The sequence below is a fragment of the Candidatus Sericytochromatia bacterium genome (assembly GCA_035285325.1).
Taxonomy (GTDB): domain Bacteria; phylum Cyanobacteriota; class Sericytochromatia; order S15B-MN24; family JAQBPE01; genus JAYKJB01.
The window spans coordinates 1-16,058 of sequence record JAYKJB010000077.1; the positions used below are offsets into that span (position 1 = coordinate 1).

Annotated in this window: 18 protein-coding genes; 4 read left to right on the forward strand and 14 right to left on the reverse strand. The window is 65.7% G+C overall.

The features are described from left to right. The 4 genes from VKP62_10375 to VKP62_10390 all read right to left on the reverse strand — a co-directional run. Positions 1 to 537, reverse strand: a 537-nt coding sequence (locus tag VKP62_10375) for a FecR family protein (GenBank protein MEB3197595.1), incomplete at its 3' end; no start/stop codon positions are given. 152 nt (positions 538 to 689) lie between these two features. Further along, on the reverse strand, positions 690 to 1,466 hold the full coding sequence (locus tag VKP62_10380; GenBank protein MEB3197596.1) for a succinate dehydrogenase/fumarate reductase iron-sulfur subunit: 777 nt from the start codon (positions 1,464 to 1,466) through the stop codon (positions 690 to 692). Further along, entirely contained in the window at positions 1,459 to 3,297 is a 1,839-nt protein-coding gene (locus tag VKP62_10385) for a fumarate reductase/succinate dehydrogenase flavoprotein subunit (GenBank protein MEB3197597.1), read from the reverse strand. The genes VKP62_10380 and VKP62_10385 overlap by 8 nt, the downstream gene beginning before the upstream one ends. 49 nt (positions 3,298 to 3,346) lie before the next feature. Next, the gene (locus VKP62_10390) at positions 3,347 to 4,204 is read right to left on the reverse strand and encodes a succinate dehydrogenase (protein ID MEB3197598.1); all 858 of its coding nucleotides are present in this window, start codon (positions 4,202 to 4,204) and stop codon (positions 3,347 to 3,349) included. Positions 4,205 to 4,433: 229 nt separating this feature from the next. Between VKP62_10390 and VKP62_10395 the strand changes: the two genes are divergently transcribed. Further along, on the forward strand, positions 4,434 to 4,820 hold the full coding sequence (locus tag VKP62_10395; protein ID MEB3197599.1) for a hypothetical protein: 387 nt from the start codon (positions 4,434 to 4,436) through the stop codon (positions 4,818 to 4,820). Between the two features lie 70 nt (positions 4,821 to 4,890). On the opposite strand, the gene VKP62_10400 is transcribed toward VKP62_10395, so the two are convergent. From VKP62_10400 to VKP62_10445, 10 genes are all read right to left on the reverse strand, one after another. After that, positions 4,891 to 6,417 (reverse strand): FumA C-terminus/TtdB family hydratase beta subunit, encoded by a 1,527-nt coding sequence (locus VKP62_10400; protein ID MEB3197600.1) that lies wholly within the window; start codon positions 6,415 to 6,417, stop codon positions 4,891 to 4,893. Between the two features lie 58 nt (positions 6,418 to 6,475). Next, the gene (gene rsfS, locus VKP62_10405) at positions 6,476 to 6,844 is read right to left on the reverse strand and encodes a ribosome silencing factor (protein MEB3197601.1); all 369 of its coding nucleotides are present in this window, start codon (positions 6,842 to 6,844) and stop codon (positions 6,476 to 6,478) included. A gap of 17 nt (positions 6,845 to 6,861) precedes the next feature. After that, positions 6,862 to 7,527, reverse strand: coding sequence for a bis(5'-nucleosyl)-tetraphosphatase (symmetrical) YqeK (yqeK, locus tag VKP62_10410; GenBank protein MEB3197602.1), 666 nt, complete (start codon positions 7,525 to 7,527; stop codon positions 6,862 to 6,864). Positions 7,528 to 7,680: 153 nt separating this feature from the next. After that, positions 7,681 to 8,850 carry a helicase-related protein gene (locus VKP62_10415; GenBank protein ID MEB3197603.1) on the reverse strand — a complete coding sequence of 390 codons (1,170 nt, stop codon included), beginning with the start codon at positions 8,848 to 8,850 and terminating at the stop codon, positions 7,681 to 7,683. Further along, complete coding sequence (gene nadD, locus VKP62_10420; GenBank protein ID MEB3197604.1) at positions 8,847 to 9,512, reverse strand: nicotinate (nicotinamide) nucleotide adenylyltransferase; 666 nt, start codon at positions 9,510 to 9,512, stop codon at positions 8,847 to 8,849. The genes VKP62_10415 and nadD overlap by 4 nt, the downstream gene beginning before the upstream one ends. 31 nt (positions 9,513 to 9,543) lie before the next feature. Next, a complete protein-coding gene (proB, locus tag VKP62_10425) occupies positions 9,544 to 10,695 on the reverse strand; it encodes a glutamate 5-kinase (protein MEB3197605.1) in 1,152 nt (383 codons plus the stop codon). Continuing rightward, positions 10,646 to 11,917 carry a GTPase ObgE gene (gene obgE, locus VKP62_10430; GenBank protein MEB3197606.1) on the reverse strand — a complete coding sequence of 424 codons (1,272 nt, stop codon included), beginning with the start codon at positions 11,915 to 11,917 and terminating at the stop codon, positions 10,646 to 10,648. Before obgE ends, proB begins: the two co-directional genes overlap by 50 nt. Before the next feature lie 81 nt (positions 11,918 to 11,998). Then, positions 11,999 to 12,268, reverse strand: a complete 270-nt coding sequence (gene rpmA / locus VKP62_10435; GenBank protein MEB3197607.1) for a 50S ribosomal protein L27 — start codon at positions 12,266 to 12,268, stop codon at positions 11,999 to 12,001. Between the two features lie 38 nt (positions 12,269 to 12,306). Further along, on the reverse strand, positions 12,307 to 12,687 hold the full coding sequence (gene rplU, locus VKP62_10440; GenBank protein MEB3197608.1) for a 50S ribosomal protein L21: 381 nt from the start codon (positions 12,685 to 12,687) through the stop codon (positions 12,307 to 12,309). A gap of 180 nt (positions 12,688 to 12,867) precedes the next feature. Beyond that, positions 12,868 to 13,161, reverse strand: a complete 294-nt coding sequence (locus VKP62_10445; GenBank protein MEB3197609.1) for a stage V sporulation protein S — start codon at positions 13,159 to 13,161, stop codon at positions 12,868 to 12,870. 203 nt (positions 13,162 to 13,364) lie between these two features. On the opposite strand from VKP62_10445, the gene VKP62_10450 reads away from it, so the two are divergent. From VKP62_10450 to VKP62_10460, 3 genes are all read left to right on the forward strand, one after another. Beyond that, the gene (locus tag VKP62_10450) at positions 13,365 to 14,384 is read left to right on the forward strand and encodes a hypothetical protein (GenBank protein MEB3197610.1); all 1,020 of its coding nucleotides are present in this window, start codon (positions 13,365 to 13,367) and stop codon (positions 14,382 to 14,384) included. Between the two features lie 127 nt (positions 14,385 to 14,511). Continuing rightward, the gene (locus VKP62_10455) at positions 14,512 to 15,579 is read left to right on the forward strand and encodes a hypothetical protein (protein MEB3197611.1); all 1,068 of its coding nucleotides are present in this window, start codon (positions 14,512 to 14,514) and stop codon (positions 15,577 to 15,579) included. Next, positions 15,576 to 16,058: prepilin-type N-terminal cleavage/methylation domain-containing protein (locus tag VKP62_10460; protein MEB3197612.1), on the forward strand; the 483-nt coding region annotated here is incomplete at its 3' end. The genes VKP62_10455 and VKP62_10460, both read left to right, overlap by 4 nt.

Consider the following 16,058-nt stretch of genomic DNA (forward strand, 5'->3'; position numbering starts at 1 on the left):
GACCAACTGGCCCACATCGCCCGCCACATCGACCGCCCCTTCGAAGACGGTCACCTCGGTCGCACGGCGCGTCGGGTCGAACTCGACCACCAGTTCCGTGCCCGTCACCGTGGCCACCGCACCGGGCCACACAATCCGCATCCCCGCACCGCTCTTACGAATTTGAAGCCAGATCCTTCCCGCCTCCAAACGAAGCTCTCGCTTCTGATCTCCCGCGATCGTCAAGCGGGTCAGCGCGCCCACCCTGGTGACGGAACCATCGCCGTATAGCAACTCCGCCTTGGCGTCCTGCCCCGTGCGAAGGCTATCGCCGGTGAGTAAGACCAGATCGAGCCCTGCAGGCTGCCAGCGCGTCGTGAGGGCGCGTTGCCAATCGACCCGACGCACCACCTGGGTGACCACGGCCTCCAGTGGGGCGCCGGCGGCCACCACCGGCGACGGACAGGAGGCCCAAAGGGCCATCCCCGCCAGGCTGACGGAGAACGCCTGAGCGGGCAGGGAACGCAGGAGTTGAGAGGTGAATCGACCGAAAGACATCGCCGGCCTCCTCACGAGGGGCGCCACGCGTGGCCAAAGCCAGACCATACCGATTGCCATGATATCAGGCGCGACGGGTGTTCCGGGCGCCCAGTAGCACAAAGGCGCTGTGAGAGTTCTCACAGCGCCTCGGGAGCCGGTACCAGCCCGCGTTACTGTTTGGTCAGCTTGCGCCACAGCCCCATGACGGGGTCATATGCGTGGTCCACCAGGCGTTCCTTGAGCGGAATGATCGCGTTGTCGGTGATGTTGATGCCCTCAGGACAGACGTCGGTGCAGCACTTGTTGATGTTGCAGTAGCCAATGCCCAAGTCTTCCTTGACCGACTCGATGCGGTCCGCCTGGTCCATCGGGTGCATCTCGTACTGGGCCGCCCGCATCAGGTAGCGAGGACCCGCGAACCCCACCTCGTGGTGCTCGCGCAGAACGTGACAGGTGTTTTGACAGAGGAAACACTCGATGCACTTGCGGAACTCTTGGACCCGATCCACCTCGTACTGGTACATCTTCCACTCGCCCCGGGCGTCTTTGGGCTTGGGATCGAGCGGGGCGATCTTCTTGCCCGCCCGGTAGTTGAAGCTGACGTCGGTCGCCAGGTCCTTGATCACCGGAAAGGTCTGCATCGGCCGAATGGTGGTCGGGCCTTCCTCGACCACCTGGTCCATCCGGGTCATGCACATGAGGCGAGGCTTGCCGTTGATTTCGGCGCTACACGAGCCACACTTCCCCGCCTTGCAGTTCCAGCGGCAGCCAAGGTCAGGCGCCTGTTCCGCCTGAATCTGGTGCACGGCGTCCAGCACCACCATCCCTTCGGAGAGTTCCAGATCATAATTGACCAGCGCCCCTTGGCTGGCGTCGCCGCGCCAGACATTGAAGGTGTGCTTGCGTCCTGCGACGCTGACGGTCTTTCCAGCGGAATGGTCAGCCATTCTTCTTCTTCTCCTCGATCAGAGCCGCCAGGTCATCCGGCATCGGCGTCATGGCCTGCCGCCGCAACTGCATCCGGCCATCCTCACCGCGCCAGACGACGTGGTTGAAGCCGCCGAACTCATCCAAGGTCTCCTGGAAATCGACGCGCATGTGTCCCCCGCGGCTTTCCCGCCGCTCCAGGGCACACTTGGCGATCGCCTCGCTGCATACGAGCAGGAAGTCGAGCGAGATGGCCTGGTGCCAACCCGGGTTGAAACGGCGATCGCCCGCCACGCCAACCACGGCCGCCCGCGAGCGGAGCCCGTCAATGTCGGCCAAAGCCTGCTGCAGTTCGTTCTCCTGGCGCGCAATGCCGACATTGGCCTCCATCGTGTCCTGCAGAGCAGAGGTGATCTTGAAGGCGTTCTCTCCCTTGGCCCGCTCGAAGGGGGCGTACATCTCGTCGACCAGGGCGTCGACTTCAGCCTGGTTCAGCGCCGGCAGCGAACGGTTGGCCTTGGCAAACTCGGCAGCGTGGAGGCCGGCCCGGCGTCCAAAGACGACGAGGTCAGACAGCGAATTCCCGCCTAGGCGGTTGGAGCCGTGCAAGCCACCGGCCACCTCGCCAGCCGCGAACAGGCCCGGGACCGAGGTTTCCTGGGTCTCAGGATGCACTCGCACACCGCCCATCACGTAGTGACACGTGGGTCCGACTTCCATCGGCTCCTTGGTGATGTCCAGATTCCCCAACGCCATGAACTGGTGATACATCGACGGCAGTTTCTTCTTGATGTCCGCTGCCGGAAGGCGCGAGGCAATGTCGAGGAAGGCCCCACCGTGAGGCGAGCCTCGCCCCTCCTTGACCTCCCGCACGATGGCCCGTGCGACGACGTCACGGGTCAGCAACTCGGGCGGGCGGCGAGCGCCCGGCACCTTCTTGATGTATTGCTCGCCCTCTTCGGGCGTATCGGCGGTCTGCTTTTTGTAGAGGTCGGGAATACACCCGAACATGAACCGCTCGCCCTTGTTATTCTTCAGGACGCCGCCTTCCCCACGAACGCCCTCGGTCACGAGGATTCCGCGCACCGAAGGCGGCCACACCATGCCGGTGGGGTGGAACTGGATGAACTCCATGTCGATCAACTCGGCGCCTGCCATGTAAGCCAGCGCGTGGCCATCCCCCGTCCCTTCCCAGGAATTGGACGTGACGCGGTAGCACTTGCCCAGACCGCCCGTCGCCAGAACGACCGACTTGGCCCGGAAGACGATCGGCTTGCCCGTTTCACGCCAGTATCCGAGCGCGCCGCTGACGCGACCATCCGTCTTCAGCAGGCGATAGATGGTGCACTCCATATGCACCTTGATCTCATCTTCCTTGGTGTGAGGATGGCGGCCGCTCGCCACCACGCGTTCCTGCAGGGTGCGGATCATTTCCAACCCGGTGCGGTCGCCCACGTGCGCCAGACGCGGATAGGCGTGGCCGCCGAAGTTACGCTGCAGAATCTGGCCGTCGTCGGTGCGGTCAAAGACAGCCCCCCAGCTTTCCAGTTCCCGCGCGCGGTCCGGCGACTCTTGCGCGTGGATCTGCGCCATGCGCCAGTTGTTCAGGAACTTGCCACCAAACATCGTGTCGACGAAGTGAACTTGCCAGTTGTCCTTCTTCTCCACGTTGCCGAGCGCGGCCGCCATGCCCCCTTCCGCCATCACGGTGTGGGCCTTGCCCAGCAAGGACTTGCAAACCAGGCCGGTGCGAAGCCCCATTTGCGCAGCTTCCACGGCGGCCCGCATGCCGGCGCCGCCAGCACCGATAACCAGCACGTCATACTCGTGAACGTCGTATTTGGAAGACATCGAGGCTAACCTTCAAATCGAGGGGCGAGGGGACCGGGGGCGCAGCGCGCTAGAAAAGGATGTAGAAATCCTTCCAGAACCCCATCGAGACCATGCGGATGTAGAAGTCGGTGAAGAGCACCGAGAACAGACTCAACCAGGCGAACATTTCGTGCCGCTGGTTCAGGAAACTCACGGCCTTCCAGGCCTTGAAGCTGGCCGGCGGATTAGGGCCGCCATTGACGTGACAGCTGAAACAATCGTGCTTGCCGCCCACCAGATGACGCAAGGAATGGCAGCCGAAGGTGTACCCGCTCAGCAGCACCACGTTCAGCACCAGCACCAAGGTCCCGACCCCCACCCCGAACTTCAGCTTGGCACCGGACGCCGCAAACTCGGCGTGACTGAGCTGGTGGTAGTTCACGAGCAGGGAGCCGTCCGGATTGACCGGATACACGAACCCGAGCAGCGCGTCATAGCCCAGCAGGCCGATGAACAGGATGGCCACGTACAGGAAGAAGCGGTGGACGTTCTGGAGGATCCAGGGGAAAGCCCGCTCTCCCGTGTAGGTCCCGTGCGGACGTCCCTCCCCCACCGCACACGCCGGGGGGTGGAAGAAGAATGACCGGTAGTAGGCCTTCCGGTAGTAGTAACAGGTGGCACGGAAGCCGGCCGGCCAGATCAGAATGAGCATGGCCGGCGTGAACCAGGGCGCGACCTGTTTGATCCAGTCCGGCACGGGCAGCAAGGGGGAGTAGAAGGGCGACAGGTACGACCCCCAGGAGAAGTGCGCGTTGGAGAAGCCCGCGTACGTCGCGTAGACGACGAAAAAGCCGAGGCCCGAGGCCACCATCAGAGGATACAACCACCAGGCATCACGCCGGTCGGTGGCGCCAAATCTGGCAACTGTGGATGCGAGCAGATTCATCCCGGTGACTCCGTGCTGATTCGCGAGGCTGAGTGAGATCGTTCGACGTAGGCACAATTCGTGCGATGAAAGTATTGTAGGCAGCCGTGAGGCAAGCGTCAAGCTGAACATAAGATGACATGCGGACTCCGGCGGTTTCGTCGCAATATCAAAGGCGCCTCCAAAGGCCCCTGCATCGGACGCCTGGCAACCAGGGTACAAGGAGGCCAGCCACGATCCGGGAGGTTGCATGCCAAGTTCCAGTCACGAACGCCTCGGCGCGATGTTGGTATCGCGCGCCATCATCACGGAGGAGCAACTCCAGGAGGCGCTGGACGTTCAGCGGAAAAAACCCTTTTTGCGCCTGGGCGAGTTGCTGTTCAGCCTCGGCCACCTGACCTTCCAGCAACTGGAAGACTTGTTGGAGGCGCAGTACAAGGACCTTCGGTTGGGACAGTTGCTGATTCGCAAGGGTTTCATCAACCCGGAGCAACTTGATGCGGCCATGGCCGAGCACGAGCGTTCTGGCCTGCTGCTCGGCCACCTGATCGTCAAGCTCGGATTTGCCTCGCTCGAACAGGTTCAACAAGCCTTGGAGGAGCAGCGACGCCTGGCCGACCAGACAGACGCGGGCTGACCAGGGATCCCGCACACGACAAGGCAGGATGCGGTCGAACCGGGGGCGCCTGTCACGCCGGGGGCTGAGTTCAGTAGACCGGCGCGGCCAAAGCGGCGAGCTTCGCCTCCGAATCCTGCTCGACTTGCGCGTGCAGGCTGTTGCCGTGGCTGTCCATGGTGACGACGGCCTGGAAACCTTTGACCCGCAGGTGCCACATCGCCTCGGGAATGCCGAACTCCATGAGGTCAACCCCTTCCACAGCCTCCACGCAGCGGGCGTAGGACTGGGCCGCCCCCCCGATCGCGTTGAGATAGACGGCCCCGTGTTCCTGAAGGCCCTTGAGGGTCTTGGGGCCCATCCCGCCCTTCCCGATCACCACGCGCAGGCCAAACTTCTTGATCACCTCCGCCTGATAAGGCTCTTCTCGGATGCTGGTCGTGGGACCCGCCGCCAGAATCCGCCAGTCACCGGCCTCGCCTTTCACGGCCACCGGTCCACAGTGATAGAGCACCCCGCCCTGCAAGGAGACAGGAGCATCGTGCGTCATCAGGTGTGCATGGATGGCGTCCCGGCCGGTGTGCATGAGGCCATCGATGGTCACGACATCGCCCACCCGCAGTTCCCGGATCTGAGCCTCCGAGATGGGAGCCGTCAGCGACACCACCCGCCCCGTGGCGGAGCCAGCGGCGGCCTGAGCCATCGGAGCGGCCTCGGTCGCGGGGACCCGATACTGCCACCGCAGAATCTCGCCACTTTCAGGGTGAAGTTCCACGCCCAAGCGGCGGTAAGCCCAGCAGTTGTAGGCCACCGACACGAAGAAGCTGGCCGGCAGGCGGTTCAGCACGCCCACCTTGCAGCCCAGCAAGGTGACATCCCCGCCAAACCCCATGGTGCCCACGCCGAGGGTGTTGGCCTTGTCCATGACATAGGCTTCGAGATCCGCCAGGCGCGCATCCGGGTTGAGGTCGTCCACCGGCCGCAGCAACTGGTGCTTGGCCCACTCGTATCCCGACGTACGATCGCCCCCGACCGCCACCCCGATGAAACCCGCCGAACAGCCCTGCCCCTGCGCCTGGTGTACCGCGTGCAAGATGCACTTGCGGACTCCGTCGAGATTCCGCCCGGCCTTGCCGAGCCCAGGCAAGTCCGCCGGCAGGGAGTACTGGATGTTCTTGTTTTCGCAGCCGCCCCCCTTGAGGATCAGCTTGACCTCGATGACCTCGCGTTCCCACTGCTCGAAGTGGATCACCGGAGAGCCTGGCCCCAGATTGTCGCCGCTGTTGTCGCCAGTCAGCGAGTCGACCGAATTGGGGCGGAGCTTGCCGTCGCGGGTCGCCCGCGCGATGGCCTGGCGGATCGCCGCCTTGATCGCCATCTGATTGACGCCGACCGGGGTATGCACGAAAAAGGTCGGCATCCCCGTGTCCTGGCAGATCGGCAACACGTCGTGGGAGGCGTGATCGATGTTCTGGGCGATCGTGGCAAGCGCCAGCGCCGAGCGCGTGCCCGCGTCTTCACGCAGACGCGCGTCCCGAATGGCGGCCCGCACATCGGCCGGCAGGTTGGTCGCCGTCTCCACGATCAGGCGGTACAGACTGTCTTCGAGTTGGGTCAGGTCCATGCCCATAGCCGTGTTTTCCTCCATGCCTGGCGTCCGACGGGGACGAGTCGGCTCACGCGTTGGCGGCCGGCGTCCAGCTTTCCTGCGGGGCCTGTGCCCACAGCCTTTCCAGGTTGTAGTACTCCCGCTCCTGCGTGCGCAACACATGCACGATCACGGTGCCGAAATCGAGCAGAATCCAGACCGCCTCATTCCAGCCTTCACTGCCATGCAAGTGGTAGCCGGCCTTGGTCAGCTCCTCCTCGACATGCTGGGCCACCGCCCGCACCTTGACGGTGGTCTGGGCGCTGCACAACAGCACGAAGTCGGCGATCAACGAGATGCCCTCGAGATTGAACACCCGGATGTCGTCGGCCTTCTTGTCGTCGGCCTTGTGGGCCGCCAGATGGGCCAGCGCGCGCGAATCGAGGGAATCTGCCAAAACGGGAACCTCCTGAATCAAGGGGACGGGGCGGGACGACGCGCCCGTTGCTCCTGAAACAGCAACCAGTTGCGTCCGCGCACGGCATCGGGATGAATGGGTTGGGCCGTGCGCAAGAGATAGTCGAAGGTGTGATCATAGGCCCTGCGGCAAGCGAAGGCCAGATCGGTGTCGGCCGCCTGGCGCAGATCGGCGAGATACGGCGCGTCGCCGCGGCCTGGCTCGATCGCGTCGGCCACGAACAGGACCTGATCCATCAGGCTCATGTCCTCGGCGCCGAGGGTATGTCGGGCGATCGCCTGGAGCACCGCTTCGTCGGCCACGCCAAACTGGTCACGCGCCAGGCGCGCCCCCACGGCTCCGTGCAAGCAGGGCATGGGCGTGAGTTCCTCAAGATAGCCCACCGGCCACCCCGCCGCGTGTGCCACCTCAAGCAAACGCGAGCCGGCCCACTCGCGCGCCACGTCGTGGAGCAAGCCCGCCAGCTCCGCCAGGTCCGGATCCGCACCGAAGCGCTCCGCCAGCTGACGCGCGGTCTGGCCCACCCGCTGGGAATGGCCGACGCGATGGGGCGTCAGGTGCGTGGACAGCCACTCCTCGATCGGGGCTCGCAGCACGGCCAGCAGCTGGGCGGAGCTCCCTGGCAGGGAGGGTTCGGGAGGCGTTTCTCGCAACGACGTCACGCTGTCATTCTACCTCAGGAAAGCCCGGCCGCGACAGCGATGACGGCCGGAAGCAAGTCGGTAAACCGGGTGCAGCGACGGTCCAGGCAAGGGGGGTGGTCCCGTGGCGCTGCCCCGGGACCCGATGACCGCGCCCCCGGCAGCCGCCCGTTTTCAGCGCGCGCCCTTGCGCCGCTTCGCCCGCACCTTTTCCAGCGTGCCCACCACCAGATAGGCCTCGGAAGGCTTCTCGCGACGTCCCACCCGGCCGACCAACTGGGCCAGCTCCGTCTCGCCGAAGCCGTCCGCATCCGTCACCACGATCAGGTCGGCCTCCGGCACATCGACCCCCGCCCCGATCAGGTTGGTGGAGACGAGGATGGCCGGAGCCTCGGCGCGGAAGGCGTTCATCACCGCCACCCGGCTGCGGTCTTCGCGAAAGGTGCCCGCCTTCTGGAGGCGCCGGGCGTGCTCGGCCGAGTCGGCCATCTCTCCATGCAATTCAAAGACCGGCACGCCGAAACGCTTGCGCAGAAAGGCCGCGATGCGCGGCACTTGCGCCCGGGTGCGCGACACCACGAAGACGCGAGCCGCCTCCGCCAGGTGGGCCTGCATGGGCGTTTCGGCCAGCAGGAGTTGCTGATTGGGCGTGGCCTGGGGACGCCCCTTGAGCGTGCGTCGCACGGTGGGCGGGGCCTCGAAGGGACGCGCGTGCCAGACCCAGGTGTGCGGGCCGACCTGTTTTTCTTCCAGAAAGGCCGTGACCGTCTCGGGCGTGGCGGTCATGAACAGCGCCGGCGCGTGAATCCCCCGCAATGGCTGCAAATGCTCGCGCGTGTCGAAGGCATGCAGGTCATCCACCAGCAACAAGCCGGCCTTGCGCAGGCGCTGGCGATGGGGCTCCTCCTGCAGCATCAAACCACTGGCAATCAGGATCGGAATCAGGCCACGGTCGAAGCGGGCCAGCAGCGCTTCCCGCGCGCGAGGATCGACGCCCCCGTGCAGCGCGTCGCAGACCAGCGGGGTACCAGCCAACCGCGCCGTGAAGTAGTGCTGATGCTGGCGCAGCAGATCGCGCGTCGGTGCCAGCAGCACCACCGGCTCACGCCGGGCCAGAAATTCAGCGACGGCCAGATGGAACGCCACGGCCGTCTTACCGGCCCCGGTCGGCGCCTGCAGCAGCACATTGCGGGCGCCGCCGCGGAGCCAGCCGGACAGCACCTTCAAGGCCTCGGTCTGAGCCGCCATGAGCGCATAGCGCTCGCCCGGCGCCACCAGGCCCTCCTCTTCGGCCACGCGCTGCTCGTTTTCTTCAATGCGACGCCATAGCAAGACCTGATTCACGCGCGGGATTCCTCTCCGTTGACCGGAATTGCCGCCCAGCCGGGCGAGGGGGGGTCGCGATACAGCGGGTAGCGCGTCAGGTAGTCAGCCACCAAGGGGGGCAGGACATCCCGCGGGACCTGCCCCGCGGAAAGAGCCTCCCGCAACGCCGTCGAGGAGACCGCGACGGCCGGCATCTCCAGACAGACCAGGCGAAAAGCCGGGTGCGCCTCCCGCAAGCGGGCGGCGTGGGATCGGATCCAGGCGAGATCGTAGGGGGCCCGGGGCAACACCAGAAATTGCACCCATTCGCAAAGCAACCCGAACGCCTGCCAGGCGGACAGCGTTTCCAGCGCATCCGCCCCCAGCACCCAGTAGAGTTCGGCCTCAGCCCCGAGTTCGCCGCGCGCGCGACGCACCGTATCGATGGCATAGGTCGGCCCCTCGCTCGCCCGCTCCGTCTCCCAACGCACCACCCGCAGACCAGGTTCCGGCAAGGTGGCCAGCAGCGCCATGCACCAGCGTTCCTCCGCACTTGCACGAGTCGGTTGGCGATGCGGCGGCGAGCCCGCCGGAATCAGCAGCACCGCGTCCACCAGGCCCGCATCGCGTACCGCCCGTGCCACGGCCAGGTGGCCTACGTGGAAGGGGTCGAAGGTGCCGCCGTAGAGGGCATATCGCATCAGGCGTGCTCCAGCTGAGCCGCGGGGAGGCTCACAGCGTCACCATGTTGTTGCGATGAATCGCCTCGTCGTAGGGTTTGTCACCGAGAATCGACTCGATCTCGGAACTGTGGCGCCCCGCAATGCGTTCAAGTTGGGCGGAGCTGTAGTTGACCATGCCGCGCGCAAACTCTCGCCCATCCGGGTCGAGCAAGGCCACCAGGTCCCCGGGTTCGAATCCCCCCTCCACCGCCTTCACGCCGGCCGGCAACAGGCTTCGCCCCCCAGCCCGGATGGCCTCGACCGCCCCCGCATCAAGCCGCAGGCGACCGTGGGTGAGGCCTCCCCAGGCCAACCAGCGCTTGCGCCCCTCCATGCGGGTGGCCTGGGCGGCAAAGGTGGTGCCAAGCGATTCGCCATCCAGGTAGGCCAGCACCGCCTCCGGCGCGCGGCCGTGCAACAGGACCATGGGAATCCCGCAGCTGGTCGCGATCCGCGCCGCGGCCACCTTGGTGGCCATCCCCCCCGTGCCCCAGCCACTGCCGCTGCCCCCGGCCAGCGCCTCGATCTCAGGGGTGATCGCCGGCACCTCCGTCAGGCGGCGAGCCTGAGGATTCTGACGCGGATCGGCATCATACAGGCCGTCGACATCGGACAGGACGAACAGGAGCTGCGCGTCGATCACGCTGGCCACCAGCGCCGACAGGCTGTCGTTGTCGCCGAATTTCAGCTCCTCGACCGCCACACTGTCATTCTCGTTGACAATCGGCACCACCCCGGGCGCGTGCAGCAACACCTGCAAGGTATTGCTGGCGTTCACGTAACGGGCGCGATCGCCCAGGTCGGCCCGCGTGAGCAGCAGCTGCGCGCTCGTGAGGCCCCGGGCGGCCAGGACCTGCTCGTACAGGTGCATCAGGATGCCCTGACCCACCGCAGCCGCGGCCTGTTTCTCGGGGATCGAGCGCGGGCGCTGGGCCAGCTGCAGGCGCCAGCGACCGGTGCCCACCGCCCCAGAGGTGACCAGGACGACCCGATGTCCCCGCTGATGCAAGCCGGCCAGGACGTCTGCCAGGCGACCGAGCACGGTCAGGTCCGGTCCGTCCGCGCCCATCAAGGTGGTGGTGCCCACCTTGATCACCAGGAGGCGAGCGCCGTCAGTCGACGAAATCGAAGACGAAGTCGCCGATGGCCACGGTGTCCCCATCCTGAACCCCCATTTCCCGCAGGCGTTCGATGATGCGATGCTGATCCAGCAACTGGTGAAGCTTGACCACGGCACCGGCGGATTCCAGATTGAGCGTGCTGACCTGGCGTTCAAGGCGGCTATGCGTGACCTGCCAGAGCTTGCCACGCCGGTTGATCAGCGCCTCTTCCGGGGCCACAGCCACCAGCTCGCTCGGCCGCGGTCGGAAGATCACGGGCGGCGGCAACTCGGCCACGCGGGTCCGCAGGGTAGCCAAGAAGGGGTCGAGCCCCTCGCGCGTGGCCGCCGAGACGACGAACACCGGCAGGCCCTGTGCCTCCATTCGCTGACGCACCGAGGCGAGATTTTCGCGGGCTTCCGGCAGGTCGATCTTGTTCAGCACCACCACGCGCGGGCGAGCCGCCAGTTCTGCGCTGTAACGCTGGAGCTCGGCCTCGATCACGTTGAAGTCCTGCCAGACGTCCCGGCCCTCCAGGCCCCCCGACAGGTCGAGCAGGTGGACCAGCAGGCGGCAGCGCTCGACGTGGCGGAGAAAGTCGTGCCCCAGCCCGGTGCCCTCCGCGGCGCCTTCGACGAGTCCAGGAATGTCGGCCATCACCAGCGTCTCGCCAGGTCCATAGCGGATCACGCCGAGCTGGGGTTCCAGGGTGGTGAACGGGTAGTCCGCGACCTTGGGACGCGCCGCCGAGACGGCCGTGATCAGGCTGGACTTGCCGGCGTTGGGCAAGCCGACCAGCCCGACATCCGCCAGCAACTTGAGCTCGAGCTGGAGCTGCCGCTCCTCCCCGGGCTGGCCGGGTTCCGCAAAATCGGGGGCCTTGCGCGTCGGCGTAGCGAAGTGACTGTTGCCACGACCGCCTCGTCCCCCCTGCACGGCTTGCCAGCGCATCTCGGCCTCGTGGAGGTCGGCCAGCAATTCGCGGGTGTTCGCGTCGTAGACCACGGTGCCAACCGGCACGCGCACCTCGATGTCCTCCGCGGCCTTGCCGTGCTGGTTCTTGGGGCGCCCTCGCTCCCCGTCCTCGGCCAGGAATTTGTGCTGGTAGCGGAAGTCCAGCAAGGTGTTGAGGTCGTCGGTGGCTCGCAGCCAGACCGAGCCTCCGCGCCCGCCGTCCCCGCCGGCGGGGCCGCCAGCCGGGATGTACTTTTCGCGCCGCCACATGACGACGCCGTCGCCGCCTTTGCCGCTGCGCACCAGGATGTTCGCGCGATCGATGAACATGGTTTATGGTAGCCGATTCTGAAAAAAGGGCCCGAAGCAGTCACGCCGCTTCGAGCCCTGAGTCCCGGTCAGGGGAGGGGGTCAGGCCTGGGCGACCGCGAAGGGAACCACGTTCACCTTCTTGCCCTTGGCGCCCTTGTGGACGAACTGGACGGTGCCTTCGGTCAGTGCGAACAAGGTGTGGTCCTTGCCCATCCCGACGTTCTCGCCCGGATGGATCTTGGTGCCACGCTGACGGATGATGATGTTGCCGGGCGCCACCACTTCACCGCCGAACTTCTTGACGCCCAGGTACTGGGGGTTCGAGTCGCGGCCGTTGCGGGTCGAGCCTACGCCTTTTTTATGAGCCATTGTCGATACCTACTTCCAAAACGCGTGAGAGGGCGCCACTAGCTGCCGATCGACTCGATCAGCACCCGGGTGAAGGGCTGACGGTGACCGCGCTTGCGACGGTAGTGCTTCTTGGGACGTTGCTTGTAGATGATGACCTTGGGCGCCAGACCCGGGCGGCCCTTCTGCGCCAGCTCTTCGTCGGACAGGGTGGCGCGGAAGCGCTTGCACCACTTCTTACCCGACAGCAGCACCTTGCCCTTGACGGTGGCACCGGCGACCATGGGGGTGCCGATCGACACCTTCTCACCGTCGGCGATCAGCAGCACCTGGCTGAAAACCACCTGTTCGTCCTTGTCCTGCGGGAGCAGTTCCACATCGACGAAGCGACCCGCTTCGACTTTGTACTGCTTGCCCCCGGTCGCGATGATCGCGTACATCGAGAGAATCTCCTCTGGCAACCCCGTTCAGGGGCGAGAGTCACGCCGAATTCGGGTGCGTGGCGCGTGGCGCGCCGGGCGCTTGGGGGACCCGGTTCGAGCGGTGAAAGGGAAATACAGGTTAAGAAATTACCATGAAGACCGCAGCCCGGTCAACGCGCCGCGATCCGGGCGAGCTGGTCAGCGTCGCGGTTCGATCACGAATTTGAGGGCCGTGCGCTCCTCACCTTCCACCTGAATGTCGAGGAAGGCGGGCACGAAAATCAGGTCGATGCCGCTCGGAGCCACGTAGCCGCGCGCGATGGCGATCGCCTTGATGGCCTGGTTGATCGCTCCGGCGCCGATGGCCTGCATCTCACAGCGGCCGCGTTCGCGGATGGTGCCGGCGATCGCCCCGGCCACCGAGGCAGGGTTGGAGGTGCTGGCCACCTTGAACAGGTTGCTGCCCCCGCCGGCTGGCGTGACGTCCGACATGACCCCCTCCCCCCCAGGATGGCGGGCCAGCACGGCCCGCGACGGTTTCCATCATACTGCGGGGACGCCGGCGATACAATCCACGCCGCGAGTCCGTTCTCTTCAACACGCGGCGATGGGTGCTGCCCGTCCCCGCGGGCGCGGTTATCCCGGCGGGGCGAGCGGGTACATCGTGAGCATGGGAACGAGGGTCTGACCAGGTTATGGCGTCCTGCATCTACGACGATTCGCCGGCGGTCAGCGTCTGTTCCGGATGCGACTTCGGCGTCTGCCAGGCCTGCCTCGACCAGGGTGAGGATGGCGTCTGCCGGACCTGCTCTGAGGAACGGGCGCACCGCCGCACGAGCAGTGCCGTTCAGCGCGAGTACGAAGCGCCCACCGCCTCCTCGCGCCGCTGCAATTACTGCCGGGCTGCCGAGGACGAGCAGACCCACCTGGACGATGAGGGCTACTGCGATGCCTGTCGGGCCCTGCCGCGCTGCATCTCCCACGCGGATCTGGTGGCCGTCGGCCATTGCAAGAGCTGTCGTCGGGAATTTTGCCGGAAGTGCCTGGGCTTCACGGATGTCTGCCAGAGTTGCCAGGCCAAACCCAAGACGCGCCCCCTGAACGAGCGAAGCGCGCCCGATGCGGCGCGATCGGGCAAGTCGAACAAGAAGGCCAAGAAAACCTCGCCGATTGATGGGGCGCCGGCCGCCAAGGGTGGGGCCGGCAAGGGGGCCAAGGGCGCGGCTCCCGCCAATGCAGCCTCGGACAAGCGCAACCGAGGTCGCAACGCGATTCAAGAACGCCTCAAGACGCAGAACGCGCCTCAGTCGCGCGCCCGCATGGTCACCCTGGCCGTGGTGGTGGCCGGCTTCCTGCTGCTGCTGGCCAGCGGCACCTACATGCACGCGATGTCGCCGGAGGCACAGGAGGACAAGCTCCGCGAACAGGTGCAGACCGTCCATCGGGCGGTCTTCGAGCACTATTCCGAGAGCCGCCAGCTGCCGCGCACGGCGGATGAGGTCACGCGGGTGCTGCTGGCGCGCAACGTGAAGAACGCGCGCCGGATCCGCATCGCGGGTGAAGAGGCGCGCATCCCCAACGCCGTGGTCTACGAGTGCAACCCGGCCGGCACACACTTCCTGGTGCAGGCCCGCGATCGCGATGGCCGCTGGTTGCTCAGCCCGGGCGAGGTGCCCTATGCCTTGACCGACCGGGAAAACCCGATCCCGGAGTGACACCAAACACAGGCGTGGACGGGCGATGGAGCGATTGGCAGGCCCTGCCCCGGCTGTCCCCGGATGTTACGTCACCACCGGGCCGGGTAAACCATTGGTAGGCTCAGTTTTGGCGGGAGGGTGCGGGTTGGCGGCACGTGGCGGCTTTACGGTCCTGGAAATTGTGGTCGCCTCCTCGGTGCTCGTCACGGCATTGACGGGCGTGCTGGCCGGCGCGCTGGCGGCGCAACGCGCTGCGAACACGACCGACCTGGTCACGCGGGCGGCCAACCTGGCAGCCGAGCGCCTCGCGTACTTTCGCAGTTGCCCAAACCCCTATGTGGCAGTGGGCGGAACCTATTATCTGCCGCCCGAGAACATGCGCACCCACCGGGACCACAACACGGCTCAGTATGCCAATTTTGGTGTCGCAGGCTGCCTGCACAACGTCTGGAATGAAACGCCCGTCCTGCTGGTGCGCGAGTGGTTGTATGAGTTTCCCGAACGCAACAACCGCAGTTCGTTCACGGGTGACGATGTTCGGGGTAGCAAGCGCTTCAGCCTGGATGAAAGCAAGCGGATCAATGTCATTCCTCCGACGCCTGCCTTCTCGAAGGAGGGGACCACCCCGCGTGAAGTCGTCGGCGTTTTCCCGAATTGGCATAGTGCGACTGCGGGTACCGCCCTTTATGAGGACAAGGTCTTGACCATAGACGGCACGGGCACCCCGACCCGAGTGGCGTTTTTGCCAGCCCCGATCGCCAACCCCAACCTTCGTGGGTTGTCCGGGATCAAGGACGCCAACATCACAGCGGCCAACCGACTGCCGGACAACGTGCGCTACGTGCGCGAGGTCTGGGTGCAGAGCAACAGCCCGCTGGGCAAGCCTCACGACAACAACGAAGGCAACTTCGTCGGCAAACAAACCTACAGCCTGCCAACCCTGTTCGGCACGGACGCCAGCAACGGCTATCGCCCCAAGCCCCGCCCGGTCACGAACCAGGTCGATGACAGCGAAGGCCTATCGGTGCGGGTGCCCCTGTGGATGATGACGGTGACGGTGCGGGTCTATATGCGCGACAAGACGATCAAGAAAATCTCGGAGAGCGCCCTCAAAACCGCCGGCGATCGCACCGAAGGCTTCGGCTACGATCCGAAAAAGCCGCTGGCGGAGATGATCGGCTACTTTGGCTTGCGGCGGGGAGAGATGAAATGACGGCCCGCGAGTTCTCCCAGCGCGCAGGGAGCACCCGCTGGGGCCGCCGCCCCGGTTTCTCCCTGATGGAGGTCCTGATCGCGGCCTCCCTGATGGGGCTCGTGGTCGGGCTGGCCGTCCAGGGGTTCGTCGAGGCCAAAAAGATCGGCGACCTGACGCAGTCCAAGATGGTGGCCCGCCAGGAGGCCAACGGAGGCGTGCAAAAACTGGCCAAGATCCTCCGGCGCTGCCACATCATCTTTTTCAGCACGCGTCCCTTGCCGCTGGCTGAAATCACCGCGGCCACCAATCTCAACACCCTGCTGGCCACCCCGGCCAAGTTGAAGGACGCGGTGAGTGGCGTGGCCAACGACCAGCTCCGCTCTGCCTTGAGCAGCCCCAACCAGTTGATCGAACGCTACTCCTCGATCAGCACCGCCCCCCGCAAAGACTTTCGTGCGCAAGACCAGTACACCGGGGGCGGTTTTGATGGCATCAAG

What these genes read in the sequence shown, in the direction of transcription:
- VKP62_10445 (MEB3197609.1), bottom strand. Translation starts at nt 13,161, where the DNA reads ATGTCGGACGTCACGCCAGCCGGCGGGGGCAGCAACCTGTTCAAGGTG.
- VKP62_10395 (MEB3197599.1), top strand. Translation starts at nt 4,434, where the DNA reads ATGCCAAGTTCCAGTCACGAACGCCTCGGCGCGATGTTGGTATCGCGC.
- VKP62_10385 (MEB3197597.1), bottom strand. Translation starts at nt 3,297, where the DNA reads ATGTCTTCCAAATACGACGTTCACGAGTATGACGTGCTGGTTATCGGT.
- proB (MEB3197605.1), bottom strand. Translation starts at nt 10,695, where the DNA reads ATGGGGACACCGTGGCCATCGGCGACTTCGTCTTCGATTTCGTCGACT.
- nadD (MEB3197604.1), bottom strand. Translation starts at nt 9,512, where the DNA reads ATGCGATATGCCCTCTACGGCGGCACCTTCGACCCCTTCCACGTAGGC.
- rplU (MEB3197608.1), bottom strand. Translation starts at nt 12,687, where the DNA reads ATGTACGCGATCATCGCGACCGGGGGCAAGCAGTACAAAGTCGAAGCG.
- obgE (MEB3197606.1), bottom strand. Translation starts at nt 11,917, where the DNA reads ATGTTCATCGATCGCGCGAACATCCTGGTGCGCAGCGGCAAAGGCGGC.
- VKP62_10390 (MEB3197598.1), bottom strand. Translation starts at nt 4,204, where the DNA reads ATGAATCTGCTCGCATCCACAGTTGCCAGATTTGGCGCCACCGACCGG.
- rpmA (MEB3197607.1), bottom strand. Translation starts at nt 12,268, where the DNA reads ATGGCTCATAAAAAAGGCGTAGGCTCGACCCGCAACGGCCGCGACTCG.
- VKP62_10450 (MEB3197610.1), top strand. Translation starts at nt 13,365, where the DNA reads ATGGCGTCCTGCATCTACGACGATTCGCCGGCGGTCAGCGTCTGTTCC.
- VKP62_10380 (MEB3197596.1), bottom strand. Translation starts at nt 1,466, where the DNA reads ATGGCTGACCATTCCGCTGGAAAGACCGTCAGCGTCGCAGGACGCAAG.